Origin of the sequence: Ochrobactrum sp. A-1 (genome assembly GCF_022488005.1) — a bacterium.
Taxonomy (GTDB): domain Bacteria; phylum Pseudomonadota; class Alphaproteobacteria; order Rhizobiales; family Rhizobiaceae; genus Brucella.
On the sequence record NZ_JAKVQC010000004.1, the window covers coordinates 14,182 to 31,622 of the forward strand.

A 17,441-nucleotide genomic window follows, 5' to 3' on the forward strand; every position below is an offset into this window, starting at 1 on the left:
TCAGCCTCACTTTTCTTTTTTCTTGTACATGGCGAGCATGCGCTGGGTGACCAGAAAGCCGCCAAAAATGTTGACGCTCGCCAGAATGAGCGCAATGAAACCGAAGCCGGTTGCCCAGCCCGAAAGAGAAAGGCCAACCGCCAGAAGCGCGCCCACCACGATCACCGATGAGATGGCGTTGGTCACGGCCATCAGCGGCGTATGCAGCGCAGGCGTAACCGACCACACGACGTAATAGCCGACGAAAATCGACAGGATGAAGATTGCAAAGCGGAACACGAACGGATCAATCGCACCGCCCGATGCGGCGTGCGCGGCAGCCGCTGCTGCATCGCCCAAGCCGCCCGCATTTTCAGCGGCCTGACGCACGGCGTCCACGGCCTGATTAAGGCCCTCAAGGGCTTTATCGAGATTTGTATCGGCCATTATGCCTCTCCTCCATCAACTGGAGACTTGGGGGAAGACGTCGTCTTCGGCGCTTTTGCAGGTGCTTTTTTCGCAGGCTTTGCAGCCGCCTTGGGTGCAACTGCCTTTGCTGCCGGTTTCTCCGCTTTCGGTTTCGGCTCAGCCTTTGGCTTTGCAGCCTTTTCAACACCCGCCGGAGCCGCTGCTGTCTCAACCTTGGCGAACGCCGGATGCAAGATCTTGCCCTGATGGGTCAGAAGCGTTGCCTTGACCAGTTCTTCTTCCGGGTCGATCTTCAGAAGCTTGGCTTCCTTGTCGACCAGCGTTTCGACGAAGGCGATCAAGTTGCGCGCATAAAGCTGCGAAGCGCTCGCCGCGATACGGCCCGACACATTGAGATGGCCGACAATCCTGACGCCGTTCACGTCAGCAATCTCGCCTGCGACAGCGCCTTCGACATTGCCGCCGCGCTCGACTGCCAGATCGACCAGCACGGAACCCGGACGCATGGAAGCGACCATTTCCTTGGAAACCAGACGCGGCGCCGGGCGGCCCGGAATGAGCGCCGTTGTGATGACGATATCCTGCTTGGCGATATGGTCGGCAACAAGTGCCGCCTGCTTGGCCTGATATTCCTTCGACATTTCCTTGGCATAACCACCGGAAGTTTCCGCTGCCTTGAACTCGTCGTCCTCGACGGCGATGAATTTTGCGCCGAGCGAGGCGACCTGCTCCTTGGCCGCAGGACGAACGTCGGTTGCCGTCACGACTGCACCAAGGCGGCGCGCCGTTGCAATGGCCTGAAGACCGGCAACGCCTGCCCCCATCACGAAAACCTTGGCGGCCGGAACCGTACCCGCCGCCGTCATCATCATCGGCATGGCGCGGTCATAGACTTCCGCCGCATCGATCACCGCCTGATAACCGGCAAGATTTGCCTGGGACGACAGCACGTCCATTACCTGCGCGCGGGTGATGCGCGGCATGAATTCCATCGTGAAAGCCGAAATTCCAGCCTTGGCAAGCGCCGCAACAGCGTCTTCATGGCCATAGGGATCAAGCATGGCGAAGAGCGCTGCGCCCGATTTATACCCTTTGAGTTCCGCATCCGTCGGACGCCGCACCTTAAGCACGACATCCGCCGTTTTGGCATCCGCCGCTGTGCCGATGCGGGCACCGGCTGCCGTAAACTCGGCATCGGGAATGCGCGATTTCTCGCCTGCGCCTTTTTCCACGACGACATCAAAACCGAGCGCGATGAATTTCTTCACCGTCTCAGCCGACGCCGCAACGCGAGTCTCGCTGGGGTCACTCTCTTTCGGGATAAATAACGTCTGGGCCAAGCTGGTTTCCCTTTCGTGGCGTTCTTCCGGGGGTTGATCCCGGTCGGGCAGAATTGCGAGCTTCACAGAGGCTCGTTAAAATAGACTAAGATACAGACATGCATAAACCCTCGGCACGGTAACCCATGCCAAGGCATTCGATCAAATCGTGCGGGTTAAATCCCGGTTCAGCAGTTTCTGAGCCGCATCGGACCGCTACCGGATGACTTCATCCGGCAGGGAATGAATGCGCTAGAGAATGAACCAGGCAGCGACGCAGACTAGAATGAAAAGAACGGTCGCGGAGAAGAAACCACCAGCAAAAAAGCCGAACGCCATGGCAATCATAAGGGCAACGAGCGCCACCGTGGCCCATTTAACCAGGCCCGCAAAACCGGCATAAGTTTTCTCATGCTCAGCATAGTCCATCGATGCGCCAAGTTCAGCCGGAGCCGTCGTATGATGTTCTGCCATTTTAGTTCCACCCATTCAGAATTTCCGCCCATACACCGTCATGTTAAGCGAAAATAACTGCAATCTTCAATGTGCGACCGAATAAACCCATGCATTGACAGCAAGGCTTTTCGTCGCAGCTACCCTCTCCCCGCAAAAGCGGTTCCGCAATCTTCGTAAAGCGAAACCACCCTTCTGGCTACATTTAATTGTTTAATATCCGGCGTCGTTTTTAGATTCTTATACGCCGAGGCCAGTATATTTCGCCGTCGGCAAGATTGTCAGCGGCACGGAACTGCCGCGCATGTCGCCAAACATCGCATGACGTTCATGCGGCTGCGACTTGAAAAACGGAAAACGCACGGCCACCGCATCACGGATATTGCGAATGGGAGCAGCACCGAGCCCGACCCGGATTCCATAGCCCTCATGTTCGCGCGCATCAGCCATGACAGACGTGCCGAAAATACGTTTGTAAAACGCCATGTGCTCCGGCTTGACCGAGGCAAGGCATTGATCCGCCGCGAAAAACTCGGACGCCATCGCAGCAATACGCAGTGTGATATAGGGAATGGCCGGATATTCGCTCAAAAGCTCGGGATCGGCCGCAAAACGCGTCGGATCGACAAAATGCATGCCGCTATTGAGCAGCGGATCGAGAATATCGGGAAACAGCGCATAACTCGTACCACGACGATGATCAGGTGTGATGTGATGAATGCGCAGCGTGCTGACCAGTTGCCCGTCCACATACACGCCATAGACAAAAGCATGGCTGTCGTGATCGATATCATCCACGATGGACGGCACTTCGGCTTCATGCATGACATTGCGCGTGCGGTAGGAACGATAACGCAGACGACCGATTTCCTCGAGGTCCTCCGCATGAACGATACGGCGGTACTCCACCCGATCGAGAAATTGCAACAGCTGTCGCGCGAAATTGGACAATGGCGGTTTATCGCCCGTAGCAGCTGTATTCGTCATATTATCCGATTTCCGCACCCCACAAATCAGTGCGCAGAATAAGCGGCTTTAACAGCGTGTAAAGATATAACTTCGCCTATTGCCTTGTTATTGCCACGCAATCGACGCTCGTTCGCCGTAATCGGACGGGCCTTTTTACGCGCTATCTGAAGCGTAAATGTGAAATGGCCCCATAAAGGGGCCATTTCACGACTTTGCCTCAATTTGAAAACAGGCCCTCAAAGCGCATTGGCGATAGCCTGAAATGCGTGCATGGACTCATCTTTCATGTCCTGCCCGTCAACATTATAGCTGGAATGGGCAGAGGTCTTGGCAATCACCACGCCTTTGGCCGGATTGACGTAAATGAACTGCCCATAGATGCCCACGGCGCTATAGTCACCCTGCCAGTCAACCGGCGTCCACCACTGATAACCATAACCGAACGGGATCTTGCCAAGCGAATCCTTGCGACCGGGCATCAGATAGGGCGCGTCGGGCGTCACCGAATCGTGCACCCACTGCGCCGGTACAAGCTGTTCGCCTTTGAAATTGCGTCCGTCATTCAGGTACAGCAGGCCGAAGCGCGCATAATCTCTAAGAGCCTGAATCATAATGAATGTAATGATATCAGGCTCTTGCGATACGCCGTGTGAGGAAGCGGATATTTGCGATGTATATCCACGCTTCGGAAGAAGCGATAGTTTTCTCGAAGTCTTTGGCCAGTCTGCGACACCTTCCCAGCCATGCAAATGTTCGCTCGACCACCCATCGGCGTGGCAGGGCTTCGAAACCGTTGGCCTGATCGGAGCGCTTGACGATTTCCAGTGTAAACTTTCCGACCTTTTCCAGCCTGCCTCTGAGCTTGGGGCCTGCATATCCGCCGTCAGCAAAGATATGTCGCAGCCACGGCCATCGTTTGAGTATGGTTTTCAAGACGTCCGGTGCGCCATCGCGATCCTGAATACCCGCAGAATGGATCACCAGACCAACCATCAAGCCAAGGGTATCAACGACAATGTGACGCTTACGTCCGCTAATCTTCTTTCCCGCGTCAAAGCCCCGTATTCCGCCACTTTCCGTGGTTCTAACTGACTGGCTGTCGATGACGCCAGCCGTTGGACTGGGCTGCCTGTCAGCCTGCTCACGCGCCAGCATCACAAGCGTGTTGTTGATGGTACGCAGCAAGCCTTCATCGCGCCAGCGGTAGAAGTATTTCTGTACCGTCGAGAATGGTGGGAAATCGGTTGGCAGAAGCCGCCACGCACCGCCAGATGATGCGATATAAAGAAGCGCGTTTACCACCTCACGCAGATCCGTTTTGCGAGGGCGACCAAGGTATCTGGGCGAAGGCATCAGCGGTTCGATCACTGACCATTCCGCATCCGTTAAATCAGTTGCATAGCGCGAATTGCGACGTACATAGTGGCGGCGAGCGGTTACTGTCCAGGCCATTGTGATCTCCATCGAATGTAAGCAATCCGATTGGATCATAACCTACTGTAATCGCTCAACCCTTTTTGGAACAGGCTCTTAGCACGGCATTAAGACCAGCAGCAGCCGCAACCTCTCCGGTCGGATCGACCAGCCAATAGGCATCCGCTTCGGCGCCCAGCTTCGACCACAGCCGATCCTCGAAATATTTCTGAAGCGAAACTCCGGTTGCACCCTCCAGCACCAGGCCGAGCACCTGGGTATCCGCCGACACATAATGACTGTCGGTGCCTTGCGGACGCTCATTCTTGAGATGTGCCGTGAATTTGGAGATAGAACCTGTCAAAAGCTCAGCCGCATAACGCACGATGTCGGAATTGAGATCGCCGTAATTCTCGTTGAATCCAATGCCGGATGCCATCTGCATCACATTCTTGACCGTGACGCCCTTATAGCCACCCTCGGCCAATATAGGCGCATAACGCTCCACCGGCTGGTTGATGTCGATCAATCCGTCATTGACGGCGTTGCCCACGAGAAAGGACACAAAGGATTTCGACAGGGAAAAAGCAATCGCCTGCGTATTCTCGGTATTGCCGTGATCATATTCCTCATGAACGATGACGCCGTCTTTCAGCACGATGAAGCCGGTTGTACCGCCACGCTGAAGCCAGTCGGAAATCTTGCGCGTTTCGCCCTTATAGACAAAGGTTTCCGGAAGGGGACGCTCAGCCTTGGCAAGCTGGCTCACCTCACCCTCATGCGGAATACGCACCGAAGGATACATTTTGTATAGATTGCGGAAGTTATCAAAGATGTGTGCGGGCTTGAATACCTGCGCATATTGATAGACCGCCCAGGTCTCATGAATCTTCTTCCAGAACACGGCAGTGCCGGCACCTGCAAGAATGACAAGCCCGATCAAAGCATACAGACCATAGCGAAGAAAACGTTTCATTGCCTTCCCTTTAAATTAGTAGATTAAATTTAAGAATTTCCTTATAGTAGTATAATGAAATACTTATACAGATCCCGTTGAGACAATAAGTGCACGATATCTATGCCTTAAAATACCCCAATTATTTGTCTTATATTCAAATTATGGTGAGCAACACAAGCAGCCTCAGCGACACAAAGCGCCGCAGATGAAACAGCAGCGGACCGCCACATCCCGCGGCCGTCCAAGAACCCATAAGTTTTGAGATTTTGTTCTGTAAAAACAGGGAATTAGAGAAAATTCAACGGCTTCGGCCCGTTGAACCCTGTCTCAACCCCGGAAATTCAAGCCACGGTTCGTCCGCCATCGCGCCGCGATGCGGCTTTCGCGGTCATGGCGCTGATCGCTTCGACAGGCACCGGCATACCAAGAAGATAGCCCTGAACGAGATCGGCGCCCGCCGCCACGCGGATCAGCGCAAGCTGTTCTTCGGTTTCAACACCTTCGACCGTCACACCCAACCCAAGCTCGTGCGAAAGCTGGGTGACGCCGCGAAGAAGCATCAGCGACCGCCGGTCGGTGGTAATGTCGCGCACGAAGGAACGATCCACCTTCACCTTGGTCAGCGGCAAGGTGTTGAGATAGCTGAGGCTGGAATAACCGGTTCCGAAATCGTCCAGCGCAATATTGATCCCGGCATTCTTAAGCCGCTGTAGCACCATCGAGGTTTTGTTGCGGTCCGAGATGATCGCGCTTTCCGTCACTTCCACTTCAAGGCGGTGGGCCGGAAGTCCTGATTTTTGCAAGGCACTCGCAATATCGCGGGCGATATCATTGCTCTTCAGATCGATGGCCGAAAGGTTGACGGAAACGCCGATCCGGTCCCCCCATGACAGACAGTCCGCACAGGCTTGCTCCAGCATGAAACGGGTAATGTCCGTAATGATGCCCATTTCTTCTGCAAGCGGAATGAACTCGGCAGGCGGCACGAAACCAAGCTCGGGATGTTCCCACCGCGCCAGCGCTTCACATGCAACAACGCGCAGGGACTGCGCGCTGACGATGGGCTGATAGACGACCTTGATCTCCCCGTGGTCGATGGCGAGCCGCAAATCGGCTTTGAGTTTCTGGCGTCCGCGATATTTTGTATCCATCGCATCGATGAAGATCGACCAGGGCTTGTCTTCCTTGCTTTTGGCCTCGTAGAGCGCCAGGTCCGCGCTGATATGCATGCTGCCGACATCGCATCTTCCGATGTCCTCAAGCGCGATGCCCGCGCTGATATCGATATGGACCTGATCACCGTCAAGATCGTAAACGCCGGTCACGACGGCCATGATGTGATCCATTACACCTGCAACTTCGGCCTCGTTGCGCAAGTTGAAGACGAATACCACAAACTCGTCACCGCCGAAACGCGACGCGATGAAACGTTGCGGATCGAGCGAATTAAGCCGCTCTGCAAACAGGCGCAGCAGCACGTCGCCCGTATGATGCCCCAGCGTATCGTTGACATGCTTGAAATGATTGATGTCGATGACGATGAGAGCGGCCTGGGTGCCCGTTTGCTGATGCGAACGCATGGAGCGTACCAGGGTCTCGAAATAGTTCCGGTTCGGCAGGCCGGTCAGACCGTCATAGCGCGCCATATGCTGGATACGCGCTTCCGCTTCCACACGCTGCGTCACATCCTCAAACATCAGAACGGCTCCCTCATTGAGGGTCTGGTTGCCGATACATTCAATGTAACGCTGGTTCGAAAGCTGAAAAATGTCGCGCGTGCGCTTGCCGAGCAGAAGGTCCTGCATGCGCACATGCACGTTTTTCAGGTCGTTCTGCGGAAACAACCCCTTCTTGGCGCAATAGCGCAGAAGGACGTCGAGCTTGCGGCCATGCAGCTTTGTGTGCTCGGCGATCTGCAGCATCGCCTTGGCCTTGTTGTTGATGACTGCAATGCGCTGCTGGCTGTCGAACATCAAAAGGCCCTGCGGCATATTGTTGAGCGCCGCATCGAAACGCCCTGCCACAATGGACAGGCGCCGTTTGCCCATGACCGCAGCGAAGAGAAACTCGCGCAGGCCATTGGCCATCTGGATGTTGGACAGGAAATACGGGATCAGCAGCAGGCCGATGATGACGTGAAACGGCGTTCCGGCCAGAATGAGCCCGGCCAGAACCGGAATGAGCGTGCAGGCTGACATCAGTATGACGGCTTTCGCCGAAGCATAATTGCGGCCCACGATAGAAACTACCGAAGCAAGCAGCACAGTCAGGCTGGCAAGTTCGGCGAAGGAATCCCGCAGCACATAGCTTGAGAAGAAGCACAACATGCCAAGCGTCAGGCAGACGGCCGATGCGCCGATCAGATAGCGCGTTTCCCACCGGTCGAGATCGGCATGGGAAAGCGGCTGCTGTTTCGCCTGGTCGAACTTGTGCATGTCGAAGATGCGACCGACGGCGATGACGGCAAAGACACCGCCAAAAACCAGATAGCGCCAGTCGTCGGTTTTCACATAGATGACAACACAGGCTACAACGTGCGCGAGCAAGCCGAACCAAAGCGTCGTACGATTACCATACAGCGCTCTGAGAAAAGATAGCCGCACATCTGCAGGTATCTCAGGTTTACGGCTTTGCCACATATCGATGCATTTATCCCTTATACGGGGAGGCAATATCGCACTAATGACTTAAAAATATCTTTCGGGATATTAAACCACAAGCTGTTATGACAACCACCATAAGATGTATTCAGATATTTTTTAAGGAAAACCGCAGACGCACAACCCTCAACAGACAACTACAACCACCAGCATACATGTTGTAATCGTCCTAATATTACAGAAATGGCTATAATAGGAGAACAGAGACAGGTTAATTTCCATGTTCTCGAGAATTAATCCAGATTAGTTGAAGTGGATATTCTCCAGTCGGACCGCGACGAGATAGAGGAAAAACCCGCCGCGCCAGTCATGACCACGGAAAGTAACTGTCAGGGAACTTTCCCACTCGGTCAGAGTTGATGCCCGCCATCAACCGTAATAATCGAACCGGTCATGTAGCGGCTGGCATCGGACGCCAGCATCAGTACAACCCCGTCCAGGTCCTCCGGTTCACCGAGGCGTCGCATAGGGTTCCGCCCTTTGAAGTAGCCCCCGGCCGGACCTTGCAGCTGATCCTCATTGATTCGCGTCGGAAACCATCCCGGCGAAATCGCGTTGACGCGAATATCATGCGCGGCCCATTCGAGCGCCAGTGCCCGCGTCATCTGCGTCACGCAAGCCTTGGACATGGAATAGGCGGCAGCACCTTTCTGCGGACGTTCACCCAGAATGCTGGTGGTGTTCACGATGGAACCGCCCTCGCCGCGCTCGATCATGCGGCGCGCAGCCTCTTGCGCCACGAAGAAAGCACCGGCGACATTGACCTCGAATATATGTTCAAGCATGTCGCGCGTCGTGTCGAGAGCGCGCGCCATATGGGCGACACCGGCATTGTTGAAAAGCGTCGTTATCGGTCCGAAGCGGCCTTCCGCCTCGTCGAAAGCACGAATGATTTCATCCGGATGGGTCACATCCGCCATGATTTCCAATACTTCACCGCCCGATGGGCAAATGCTTTCACCTGCATGGGTACGCGAGATCGAGATCACGCGCGCACCGTGCCCTGCCAGTACATGGACCATTCTTAGGCCCAACCCCGAAGACCCTCCCGTCACGGCAATGACCTTGCCCCTGACGGAGAAAAGCTGATCGTCAGTCATTCATCCCCTCAACTGCCAATCCCTCTTTATCACTTTCTAGAATATAGAGATCGGCATTTGAACCATCTTCGACCGTAAAAATCGGTTCAAATCAACACAATACACAGAAGGCACGACGAAAGACCTATGGCGTGACCGCAAGACGACACCTGTTCGTGATTGCGCGCACCATTGCGGAGAAGTAAGGAACAGAGCAGATAAGAGCATAATCCGACTGGTGGATACGAACATTATGCCCAAGACTTCTCGCCCTCTCGTCGCCGTGCCGACCGATGTGAAGCCATTTGAAAACTACACCTGGCACGCGGCACCCCAGCAATATCTGGCAGCGGCAATCGACGTTGCGGAAGTAACCCCGCTTCTGGTGCCGAGCTTCGGTGACAAGATGGACCTCGATGCCATTCTGGATGCAGTCGACGGGGTTCTCGTCACGGGTTCCAAGTCGAACGTTAACCCGGCGCTCTACGGCGTCGAGCCGAGCACGGCTTTCGAACCCTATGACAATGCCCGCGATGCAACTTCGCTGCCGCTGATCCGCGCCGCTATTGAAAAGGGCGTTCCGGTATTGGCCATCTGCCGTGGCATACAGGAACTGAACGTCGCATTGGGCGGTACGCTCGCCACCGAAATTCAGGAACTGGAGGGCCGGAAGGATCATCGCGCGCCTGAATCCGAAAGCCAGGCCGAGCGTTTCGCCATCCAGCATCCGATCAAGCTCAACCCGAATTCATGCCTTGCGGAAATCCTGAAAGAAGAAAGCGTGCGCGTGAATTCCGTTCACCGTCAGGCCATCGACAAGCTCGCCCCTCAGCTTGAGGTCGAAGCCGTGGCCGAAGACGGTACGGTGGAAGCTGTCTCCGTGAAGAACGCAAAGGGATTTGTCGTCGGCGTCCAGTGGCACCCGGAATATTGGGCGCATTCCGATGCTCCGTCGCGCAAGATATTCGAGGCGTTTGGGGATGCCGTGCGCAGGCATAGTTTAGGGGAATAGGGCAGTAGGGCAGTAGGGCAGTAGGGCAGTAGGGCAGTAGGGCAGAGAAGGATATGATCGTTGCGGTCATCTGCAATCACAACATATTCCCCTACTCCCTTACTCCCCTATTCCCTTAACATACTGCCTTATTGCCCTATTGCCTTACTGCCTTAACATGAACCGTCTCCGGCACTGGCGTCAGCGCCGAACCGGTATCGAACCATGAAATGAGATTATCGATCACCAGATCTGCCATCGCCTGACGGGTCTTTTGCGATGCGGAGGCGATATGCGGCAGCAAAACCGTGTTGGGTGCATCGAGCAGGCCTTGCGGCACTGACGGTTCGTTGGCAAACACGTCCAGACCTGCAGCGGCAATAGTGCCATTGTTCAGCGCTGCGATCAGCGCATCCTCATCGACCAGCGAACCGCGCCCGACATTGATCAGCACACCGTCCGGACCCAGCGCTTGCAGCACTTCGGCATTGACTGCATTGGCGGTTTCCGCACCGCCGGGCGCGACGAGAATAAGCGTGTCCACCGCCTTGGCCAGCTCGAGCAGGCTCGGGTAATAGCCGTAAGCGACGCCTTCGGCCTTGCGACGGTTGTGATAGGAAACCGGCAGTCCGAAAGCCTCTACACGATGGGCAACCGCCTTGCCGATACGACCAAGGCCGAAAATACCGACCTTGCGCCCGCGCAAGGACAGCTTCGACAGCGGGTAGCGGCCTTCCTTGACCCAATTGCCTGCACGCAGGAATTCCTGCGACTTCGACAATTCCCGCACGGTATCGATCAGAAGCCCAAGCGCCGTATCCGCGACCTCATCGGTCAGTACGTCAGGCGTATTGGTGACCATCACGTTACGAGTGGCGGCATGTTTCGCATCCACCGCATCATAACCGACGCCGAAATTGCCTATGATTTTCAGATTAGGCAACGCATCGATCAGCGCCGCATCGACAGTCGACATGCTGGCAATGCCCTGCACGTCGCCCGCCCAGGCCGCATCAACCAATGCCGCGTCGCCGCGCGGGATGCGGCGCACCGAAAACTCACCGGACAGACGCTCGACGGCATATTCGTTGAAGTTTCCGAGCACCAGAACGGTTGTGTCGCGCTTGGTCATGACAATATTCCTCTGGATTCCTTTGGGCAGCATATCGCAGTTCGTGAGGGACCGGTGACCGGCCAACCCAAGGGCTGTAACCGGACCGGAGCGGGGAAAATCAGCCGTGTTTCGGCTTGGATGTCGATTGCCGGATATGCAGTTCCGGCTTGATGAGTTCCTGCATCGAAGAAACCTCGACGCCATTCAACTGGTCGAGCAGCGCGCGAGCGGCACGGCGTCCTACTTCACGCTGGCCGTTCCAGACGGTCGTGAGCGCTGGCGTTGCGATCGCCGCTTCCTCGAGATCGTCATAGCCGGTCACGGAAATGTCCTCGCCCGGCACGAGCCCGGCGCGGGCAATGCCGTTCATCAGGCCGATGGCCGTCAGATCGTTCCAGCAGACCGCAGCCGTCGGCTTGTCCTTCAGCGCCAGAAATTGCGGCGCGACCTCAAAACCGCCCTGCTTCGTGCGCGGCCCGGCAATACGCCAGTCGGGACGAACCTCAAGACCGGCTTTGTCCATGGCCTGCACATAGCCGCGATAACGGTCACGGCCTGTCGAGGTCTGGTCCGTACCGCCGATCATGGCGATGCGCGTATGGCCGAGCGAAATCAGGTGGTTGGTTGCAAGGCCGATGCCATAGGCGTCGTCCCCCCGGAAAACCGGCGCATGAACACCCTCGACGCTACGCGCAATCAGGACGACCGGCAGGCCGTTATCTTCGGCAAGCTGGATATCTTCCGGCGGCGTGCCGATAGCGGGCGACATGATGACCCCGTCCGCGCCGAGCTGCAGAAGCGTATCCATGAAGGTGCGCTGCTTTTCGAGCTGGTCGTAATGGTTGGACAGGATGAAGGTCTGCCGCGACCGGTCCAGTTCCGTTTCGATGGATTTGAGAATTTCCGCGAAGAACGGGTTCATGATGTCATGCACCACGACGCCGACAATGCCGGAGCGTGAGGTGCGCAGGCTCGCAGCGCGACGGTTATAGATATAACCGATGGCGCGGGCATGCTCCTTGATCTTCTCGCGGGTCTGGTCTGCAACGAGGGGACTGTCGCGCAAAGCGAGCGAAACTGTGGCTGTCGAAACACCAAGCGCGTCAGCGATGGTCGATAGCTTTATTTTCTGGGCCAAGTCGCCTCCCCAAAATGGTCCGTGCCGCAGTCGGAGACGCGGCCACAACCTGACAAGGTGAGACGCGACCGTTCGTCCTGCGAACGGTTATGCCATTGCAAACCCTGAATTGGAAGCATTTTCGATAGCGCACATTTTGAAAAGTGTTTCACGCTTTCCCGCCAAGATGCGCATCAAAACAAATAGTTAGAGCTTGATAAACGGCAGGCTTATTCCACGTCGTCCTCTTCAGGCACTTCCGTTTCAGGCTCGTCGGGAAGGCGCGTGACACCGCGAAGCGCAAGATTGCTCTCCATCCGGCTCAACATCTTGAGGAAGGTCTTGCGATCTTTCTTGTCGAGACCCTTCAGCATGTCCTTTTCGGTCTTGCGAATGGATTTCTCGATTGCCTTGATGGTCTCCAGACCCGTCTGCGTGAGATAGACATGCGACTGGCGCTGATCGGTTTCCGATGCGCGTTTTGCCACGAAACCCTGGCTCTGCAGGCGCGCAATGGTTTTGGTGATGGTGGGCGGACGCACACCCAGCCGCTGCGCAAGAACGCCCGGTGTCAGCCCGTCTTCGGCAGCCAGTTGCAACATGACCGCATCCTGCCCCGCATAGAGCCCCTGTTCCAGAAGCCGCGTGGCCAGCACCGTCCGCGACAATCGTGCCACGGATTGCAGCCGGTAAAGTACAACTGCCTTATTGTCCTTGCTCATCGCCACCTCGCCCTTGCTTTTGACTTAGAGTGCATCCCCGAAAAGTGTGAAACAGTTTTCGGACGAGATGCGCTGTTCAAAATAAACTATTTCCTGTCGCCTGATCGATAGTCCCATTCATCCATATATCGTAAAATATTGTCCGACTTATGAAACAACAAGGCCCGGTTGCTGTCATGGCTAACGAGCGTTAGGGTCTCAGGCTCAAAGAAAAGAATAAAGCGAGGAAAACATGACCGATCTGCGCGATCAGAACAGCGACATGATTGTCGTCCTGCCCCTTGGCGCTCACGAACAGCATGGGCCTCACCTGCCATTTGAAACGGATACGATTATCGCCGAAGGCATTGTCGCGCGCGTCAGCGATGCGCTGCCTGCCGAGCTGAATGTCAATTTTCTGCCCGCCCAGCCGGTCGGCTATTCCATCGAGCACATGGATACGGAAGGAACGCAGAGCCTCGCCTTCGCCGAGGCCGTGAACCAGTGGATCGGCATTGGCGAGAACCTTCATGCGGGCGGCATTCGCAAACTGGTCATGCTGAACGCGCATGGCGGAAATTCGCCGCTGATGACGATTGTAGCAACGGAACTGCGCACACGGCTCGACATGCTGGCGGTTGCCACGAGCTGGACCCGTTTCGGCCTGCCGGAAGGCCTGATTACACCGGAGGAAAAGGCGCTCGATATTCATGGCGGCTTCATCGAGACATCGGTGATGCTGGCGCTGCGCCCCGATCTGGTGGACATGTCGAAGGCACGTAATTTCTCCAACGCCCAGTCACGCTACGCTGAGGAATTCAAGTTCCTGCGCGCCTATGGCCCTCATGCCTTCGGCTGGAAGATGCACGATCTCAACCCGGAAGGGGTTGCAGGCAACGCTGCTGCCGCGACGGCTGAAGCTGGTGAAAAACTGATCGCCAACGCGGTCACAGGCTTTATCGAACTGCTGCGCGACGTCGACAGGTTTAATCTCGCCCGGTTCAAATCACAACGCCTTGCCAATCAGGCGGGATGATGCACACGATCATCGCGCAAAGAAAACATGCCGAAGCATGGGCGCAGTTGCGCCATGCGCTCTGGCCCGACACCAGCCTTGAGAACCACCTGCAGGATATTCGCGACACGCTCGATCAAGACAACCCTGATGCCGTAACGTTCGTCGCGGAGAGCTCAATCGGCCAGATTGGGGGTTTCGCCGAAGCAGCGTTACGGCGTGACTATGTCAATGGTTGCTCGACATCGCCTGTCCTCTTCCTGGAAGGTATTTTTGTGTCTCCCGAATATCGCCAGCATGGCGTCGCGCGATTGCTTTGCGAAGCAATCGCAAACTGGGGCCGAGAAAAAGGCTGCACTGAATTTGCTTCCGATGTTTCACTTGAAAACCTTGACAGCCAGAATTTTCACGCGGCGCTTGGTTTTGATGAAACGGAAAGGGTAATCTTCTATCGGAAACCTCTTTAGCACTACAGATGCAAATTCGTCAGGCCGTGGCGAAAAGAGTGATTTTCGAGTACCGGAGCGCAATGTACTTTTGGGTACATGAGCACCGGAACGCAGATAAATTGCTCTTTGCAGCCCGGCATCACGAAGAATGCAACGGTAATGTTAGGAGATGCAGAATTTGACATCTGCACCATGACCGACTTCGAGGAAAGCCACTGCCATCATCGTGAACGGCAACAATGTAATATTATAGCATTGCATATGGCATTCACGCTGCCCTTCCCTTATATGAATTGTCCTATCCGGGGTTTCGGTGCTGTGCCGCTTTGCGCTGGCCGCGCACTGGTCACCTCGGGCCACGTTTTCAAAAGGCCACAACTTCAAGAGGCATAACCATGAGCCAGGCTGAAGCCCAAACCGAAGCTCCGTCTGCAACCGAGACGACCACTGAAGCTGGCCGCATTCCCGTGACCGTTCTGACCGGTTATCTGGGTTCGGGTAAGACCACTCTTCTCAACCGTATCCTGACCGAAAATCACGGCAAGCGTTATGCTGTCATCGTCAACGAGTTCGGCGAGATTGGTATCGACAACGACCTGATCGTCGAGTCGGACGAAGAAATCTACGAAATGAACAATGGCTGCATCTGCTGCACCGTACGTGGCGACCTGATCCGCGTGGTGGAAGGCCTGATGCGCCGTCCGGGTCGTTTCGACGCCATTGTCGTGGAAACCACCGGCCTTGCCGATCCGGTTCCGGTTGCGCAGACCTTCTTCATGGATGACGACGTGCGCGCCAAGACCGGCCTTGATGCCGTTGTCGCCCTCGTGGATGCCAAGCACCTGCCGCTGCGCCTGAAGGACAGCCGCGAGGCGGAAGACCAGATCGCCTTTGCCGATGTAGTGCTCATCAACAAGACCGACCTCGTGACGCCACAGGAACTGGCGGCCATCGAGGCGACCGTGCGCGCCATCAACCCGCATGCCATCATCCATCGCACCGAGCGCGCTTCCATCCCGCTCGACCGCGTACTGGATCGCGGCGCATTCGACCTGAAGCGTGTTCTGGACAACGACCCGCACTTCCTCGACCATGACCATCCCGATCACGTATGCGGACCGGATTGCGACCACGATCATGACCATCATGGTCACGACCATGGACATCATCATCATGCGCATGATCACGATCATCATGACCACCATCACGACCATGACCATGTGTGCGGTCCCGACTGCGATCATGACCATCACCATGATCACGCCTCGCCGATCCATGATGTGACGGTGAAGTCGGTGTCGCTCAGGGCTGGTGAAATCGACCCGGCGAAATTCTTCCCGTGGATTCAGAACATCACCCAGACGCAGGGACCGAACATTCTGCGCCTCAAGGGCATCATCGCTTTCAAGGACGATCCGGATCGCTATGTGGTGCAGGGCGTGCACATGATTATCGAGGGCGACCACCAGCGCGCCTGGAAGGAAGACGAAAAGCGTGAAAGCCGCCTCGTCTTCATCGGACGCGAGCTTGACCCCGCTGCCCTGAAGGCCGGTTTCGAAAACAGTCAGGCCCGATAAAGTGCTTCCGGTTCCAATCGAACCGGGAAACCGCTTTGCTGCCTATTTCTATGCATTTCCGGCAAAACCGCTTCTGCTGGAAATGCTCTCATCAATGAACAATACCGGAAGCCGATGCCTACAGTAGCTCCGCTCGACCTTGAAGGTCATTGTCTTTATGCGCGCTTTATCAGCGGCATTCCCTTCTTCGCAATGGCCGATGGCTCGATCCATCAGCTCAACAACGGAACCAAGACCTCGGCAGTCCATGACGGCCTGTTGAGCGCGACCGTTTCCGTTGACGGAAAGTCGCTCATCACTGGCGGCGAAGACGGTCGCGTGTGCCGTACCGACGCCGATGGGACGGTAACCGAACTTGCGAAGATACCGCGCAAATGGATGACCGCCGTGGCAGCAGGTCCCGGCGGAACTGTCGGCTTTGCGTCTGGGCGCACTGCCTGGGTGCGCACGTCCGACGGCAAGGTGCAGGAATTTGCGCAGGAACGCAGCGTCGAAGGCATAGCCTTTGCACCAAAGGGCCAGCGGCTGGCAATTGCCCGCTATAATGGCGCAACCCTGATCTGGACCGGAACGGCGGCAAAACCCGTTGAACTGGAATGGAAGGGCGCGCATATCGGCGTGATCTTCTCGCCCGATGGCCGCTTTCTCATCACCTCGATGCAGGAAAATGCCCTGCATGGCTGGCGGCTCGAAGATACGAAGCACATGCGCATGACCGGCTATCCGGCGAAGGTGAAGGATTGGTCGTGGAGCGCCAAGGCCAAGTGGCTTGCCACTTCAGGCGCCCCGGCAGCAATCGTCTGGCCTTTTGCGGGCAAGGACGGCCCGATGGGCAAAGCTCCTCTGGAACTCGGCCTTCGTGGCGACAGCATGGTGACATCGGTTGCCTGCCATCCGGTCGAAGACATTGCAGCCATCGGCTATAATGACGGCATGATCCTGGTCGCGCGTTTCGCCGACAGCAAGGAAGTTCTGCTGCGCCGCCCCGGCAAGGGCGCAATCACCAGCATGGGCTGGGATGAACAGGGCCACCGCCTCATTTTCGGCTCGGAGGCCGGGGATTGCGGTGTGGTTTCGATAGCGGATTAGAACGCATCCCGAAAAGTGTGAAACGGTTTTCGGAAAAGATGCGCGTAAAAACAAATGATTAGAGCGCCGATCTGATTCAATCAGATCGAAACGCGCTCTAAACCCTGAACAGAAACCGCAGTCGCGGGG

The 17,441-nt window shown here is 56.1% G+C and carries 15 protein-coding genes and 2 pseudogenes; 5 read left to right on the forward strand and 12 right to left on the reverse strand.

What is annotated here, in order from left to right; translation table 11 throughout:
• Positions 1-6: 6 nt before the first annotated feature.
• The 9 genes and pseudogenes from MKS82_RS09460 to MKS82_RS09500 form a co-directional block, all read right to left on the reverse strand.
• Positions 7-426, reverse strand: coding sequence for a proton-translocating transhydrogenase family protein (locus tag MKS82_RS09460; protein ID WP_104754309.1), 420 nt, complete (start codon positions 424-426; stop codon positions 7-9).
• A complete protein-coding gene (locus MKS82_RS09465) occupies positions 426-1,748 on the reverse strand; it encodes a Re/Si-specific NAD(P)(+) transhydrogenase subunit alpha (protein WP_109987358.1) in 1,323 nt (440 codons plus the stop codon). The genes MKS82_RS09460 and MKS82_RS09465 overlap by 1 nt, the downstream gene beginning before the upstream one ends.
• 231 nt (positions 1,749-1,979) lie before the next feature.
• A complete protein-coding gene (locus MKS82_RS09470; RefSeq protein WP_105543265.1) occupies positions 1,980-2,201 on the reverse strand; it encodes an aa3-type cytochrome c oxidase subunit IV in 222 nt (73 codons plus the stop codon).
• Positions 2,202-2,420: 219 nt separating this feature from the next.
• Positions 2,421-3,167: an N-acyl amino acid synthase FeeM domain-containing protein gene (locus MKS82_RS09475; protein ID WP_109987359.1), complete on the reverse strand. Its 747-nt coding sequence runs from the start codon at positions 3,165-3,167 to the stop codon at positions 2,421-2,423.
• A gap of 218 nt (positions 3,168-3,385) precedes the next feature.
• Positions 3,386-3,748: pseudogene (locus MKS82_RS09480) on the reverse strand (serine hydrolase domain-containing protein); the annotation flags it as partial.
• A gap of 28 nt (positions 3,749-3,776) precedes the next feature.
• Positions 3,777-4,601: an IS5 family transposase gene (locus MKS82_RS09485; protein WP_240578521.1), complete on the reverse strand. Its 825-nt coding sequence runs from the start codon at positions 4,599-4,601 to the stop codon at positions 3,777-3,779.
• A gap of 58 nt (positions 4,602-4,659) precedes the next feature.
• Positions 4,660-5,538, reverse strand: a pseudogene (locus MKS82_RS09490) (serine hydrolase domain-containing protein); the annotation flags it as partial.
• A gap of 323 nt (positions 5,539-5,861) precedes the next feature.
• Positions 5,862-8,159 (reverse strand): EAL domain-containing protein, encoded by a 2,298-nt coding sequence (locus tag MKS82_RS09495; protein WP_240578667.1) that lies wholly within the window; start codon positions 8,157-8,159, stop codon positions 5,862-5,864.
• 371 nt (positions 8,160-8,530) lie between these two features.
• The gene (locus MKS82_RS09500; RefSeq protein WP_109988708.1) at positions 8,531-9,280 is read right to left on the reverse strand and encodes an SDR family NAD(P)-dependent oxidoreductase; all 750 of its coding nucleotides are present in this window, start codon (positions 9,278-9,280) and stop codon (positions 8,531-8,533) included.
• Positions 9,281-9,512: 232 nt separating this feature from the next.
• Here MKS82_RS09500 and MKS82_RS09505 point away from each other — a divergent pair, with 232 nt between their 5' ends.
• Complete coding sequence (locus MKS82_RS09505; RefSeq protein WP_240578668.1) at positions 9,513-10,271, forward strand: gamma-glutamyl-gamma-aminobutyrate hydrolase family protein; 759 nt, start codon at positions 9,513-9,515, stop codon at positions 10,269-10,271.
• Between the two features lie 136 nt (positions 10,272-10,407).
• Here MKS82_RS09505 and MKS82_RS09510 read toward each other — a convergent pair whose 3' ends face one another.
• The 3 genes from MKS82_RS09510 to MKS82_RS09520 form a co-directional block, all read right to left on the reverse strand.
• Complete coding sequence (locus tag MKS82_RS09510) at positions 10,408-11,382, reverse strand: 2-hydroxyacid dehydrogenase (protein WP_109988706.1); 975 nt, start codon at positions 11,380-11,382, stop codon at positions 10,408-10,410.
• A gap of 100 nt (positions 11,383-11,482) precedes the next feature.
• Positions 11,483-12,502, reverse strand: a complete 1,020-nt coding sequence (locus MKS82_RS09515; protein WP_061345620.1) for a LacI family DNA-binding transcriptional regulator — start codon at positions 12,500-12,502, stop codon at positions 11,483-11,485.
• Between the two features lie 209 nt (positions 12,503-12,711).
• Entirely contained in the window at positions 12,712-13,203 is a 492-nt protein-coding gene (locus MKS82_RS09520; RefSeq protein ID WP_109988705.1) for a MarR family winged helix-turn-helix transcriptional regulator, read from the reverse strand.
• Positions 13,204-13,435: 232 nt separating this feature from the next.
• Between MKS82_RS09520 and MKS82_RS09525 the strand changes: the two genes are divergently transcribed.
• The 4 genes from MKS82_RS09525 (at position 13,436) to MKS82_RS09540 (ending at position 17,312) form a co-directional block, all read left to right on the forward strand.
• A complete protein-coding gene (locus MKS82_RS09525) occupies positions 13,436-14,218 on the forward strand; it encodes a creatininase family protein (RefSeq protein ID WP_109988704.1) in 783 nt (260 codons plus the stop codon).
• Entirely contained in the window at positions 14,218-14,664 is a 447-nt protein-coding gene (gene aac(6') / locus MKS82_RS09530; protein WP_109988703.1) for an aminoglycoside 6'-N-acetyltransferase, read from the forward strand. Before MKS82_RS09525 ends, aac(6') begins: the two co-directional genes overlap by 1 nt.
• A 377-nt stretch (positions 14,665-15,041) precedes the next feature.
• The gene (locus MKS82_RS09535; protein ID WP_109988701.1) at positions 15,042-16,223 is read left to right on the forward strand and encodes a CobW family GTP-binding protein; all 1,182 of its coding nucleotides are present in this window, start codon (positions 15,042-15,044) and stop codon (positions 16,221-16,223) included.
• A gap of 114 nt (positions 16,224-16,337) precedes the next feature.
• The gene (locus tag MKS82_RS09540) at positions 16,338-17,312 is read left to right on the forward strand and encodes a WD40 repeat domain-containing protein (protein ID WP_109988700.1); all 975 of its coding nucleotides are present in this window, start codon (positions 16,338-16,340) and stop codon (positions 17,310-17,312) included.
• Positions 17,313-17,441: the final 129 nt, after the last annotated feature.

What these genes read in the sequence shown, in the direction of transcription:
- MKS82_RS09475 (WP_109987359.1), bottom strand. Translation starts at nt 3,167, where the DNA reads ATGACGAATACAGCTGCTACGGGCGATAAACCGCCATTGTCCAATTTC.
- MKS82_RS09540 (WP_109988700.1), top strand. Translation starts at nt 16,338, where the DNA reads ATGCCTACAGTAGCTCCGCTCGACCTTGAAGGTCATTGTCTTTATGCG.
- MKS82_RS09520 (WP_109988705.1), bottom strand. Translation starts at nt 13,203, where the DNA reads ATGAGCAAGGACAATAAGGCAGTTGTACTTTACCGGCTGCAATCCGTG.
- MKS82_RS09470 (WP_105543265.1), bottom strand. Translation starts at nt 2,201, where the DNA reads ATGGCAGAACATCATACGACGGCTCCGGCTGAACTTGGCGCATCGATG.
- MKS82_RS09510 (WP_109988706.1), bottom strand. Translation starts at nt 11,382, where the DNA reads ATGACCAAGCGCGACACAACCGTTCTGGTGCTCGGAAACTTCAACGAA.
- MKS82_RS09500 (WP_109988708.1), bottom strand. Translation starts at nt 9,280, where the DNA reads ATGACTGACGATCAGCTTTTCTCCGTCAGGGGCAAGGTCATTGCCGTG.
- MKS82_RS09495 (WP_240578667.1), bottom strand. Translation starts at nt 8,159, where the DNA reads ATGTGGCAAAGCCGTAAACCTGAGATACCTGCAGATGTGCGGCTATCT.
- MKS82_RS09460 (WP_104754309.1), bottom strand. Translation starts at nt 426, where the DNA reads ATGGCCGATACAAATCTCGATAAAGCCCTTGAGGGCCTTAATCAGGCC.
- MKS82_RS09525 (WP_109988704.1), top strand. Translation starts at nt 13,436, where the DNA reads ATGACCGATCTGCGCGATCAGAACAGCGACATGATTGTCGTCCTGCCC.
- MKS82_RS09485 (WP_240578521.1), bottom strand. Translation starts at nt 4,601, where the DNA reads ATGGCCTGGACAGTAACCGCTCGCCGCCACTATGTACGTCGCAATTCG.
- MKS82_RS09535 (WP_109988701.1), top strand. Translation starts at nt 15,042, where the DNA reads ATGAGCCAGGCTGAAGCCCAAACCGAAGCTCCGTCTGCAACCGAGACG.
- MKS82_RS09505 (WP_240578668.1), top strand. Translation starts at nt 9,513, where the DNA reads ATGCCCAAGACTTCTCGCCCTCTCGTCGCCGTGCCGACCGATGTGAAG.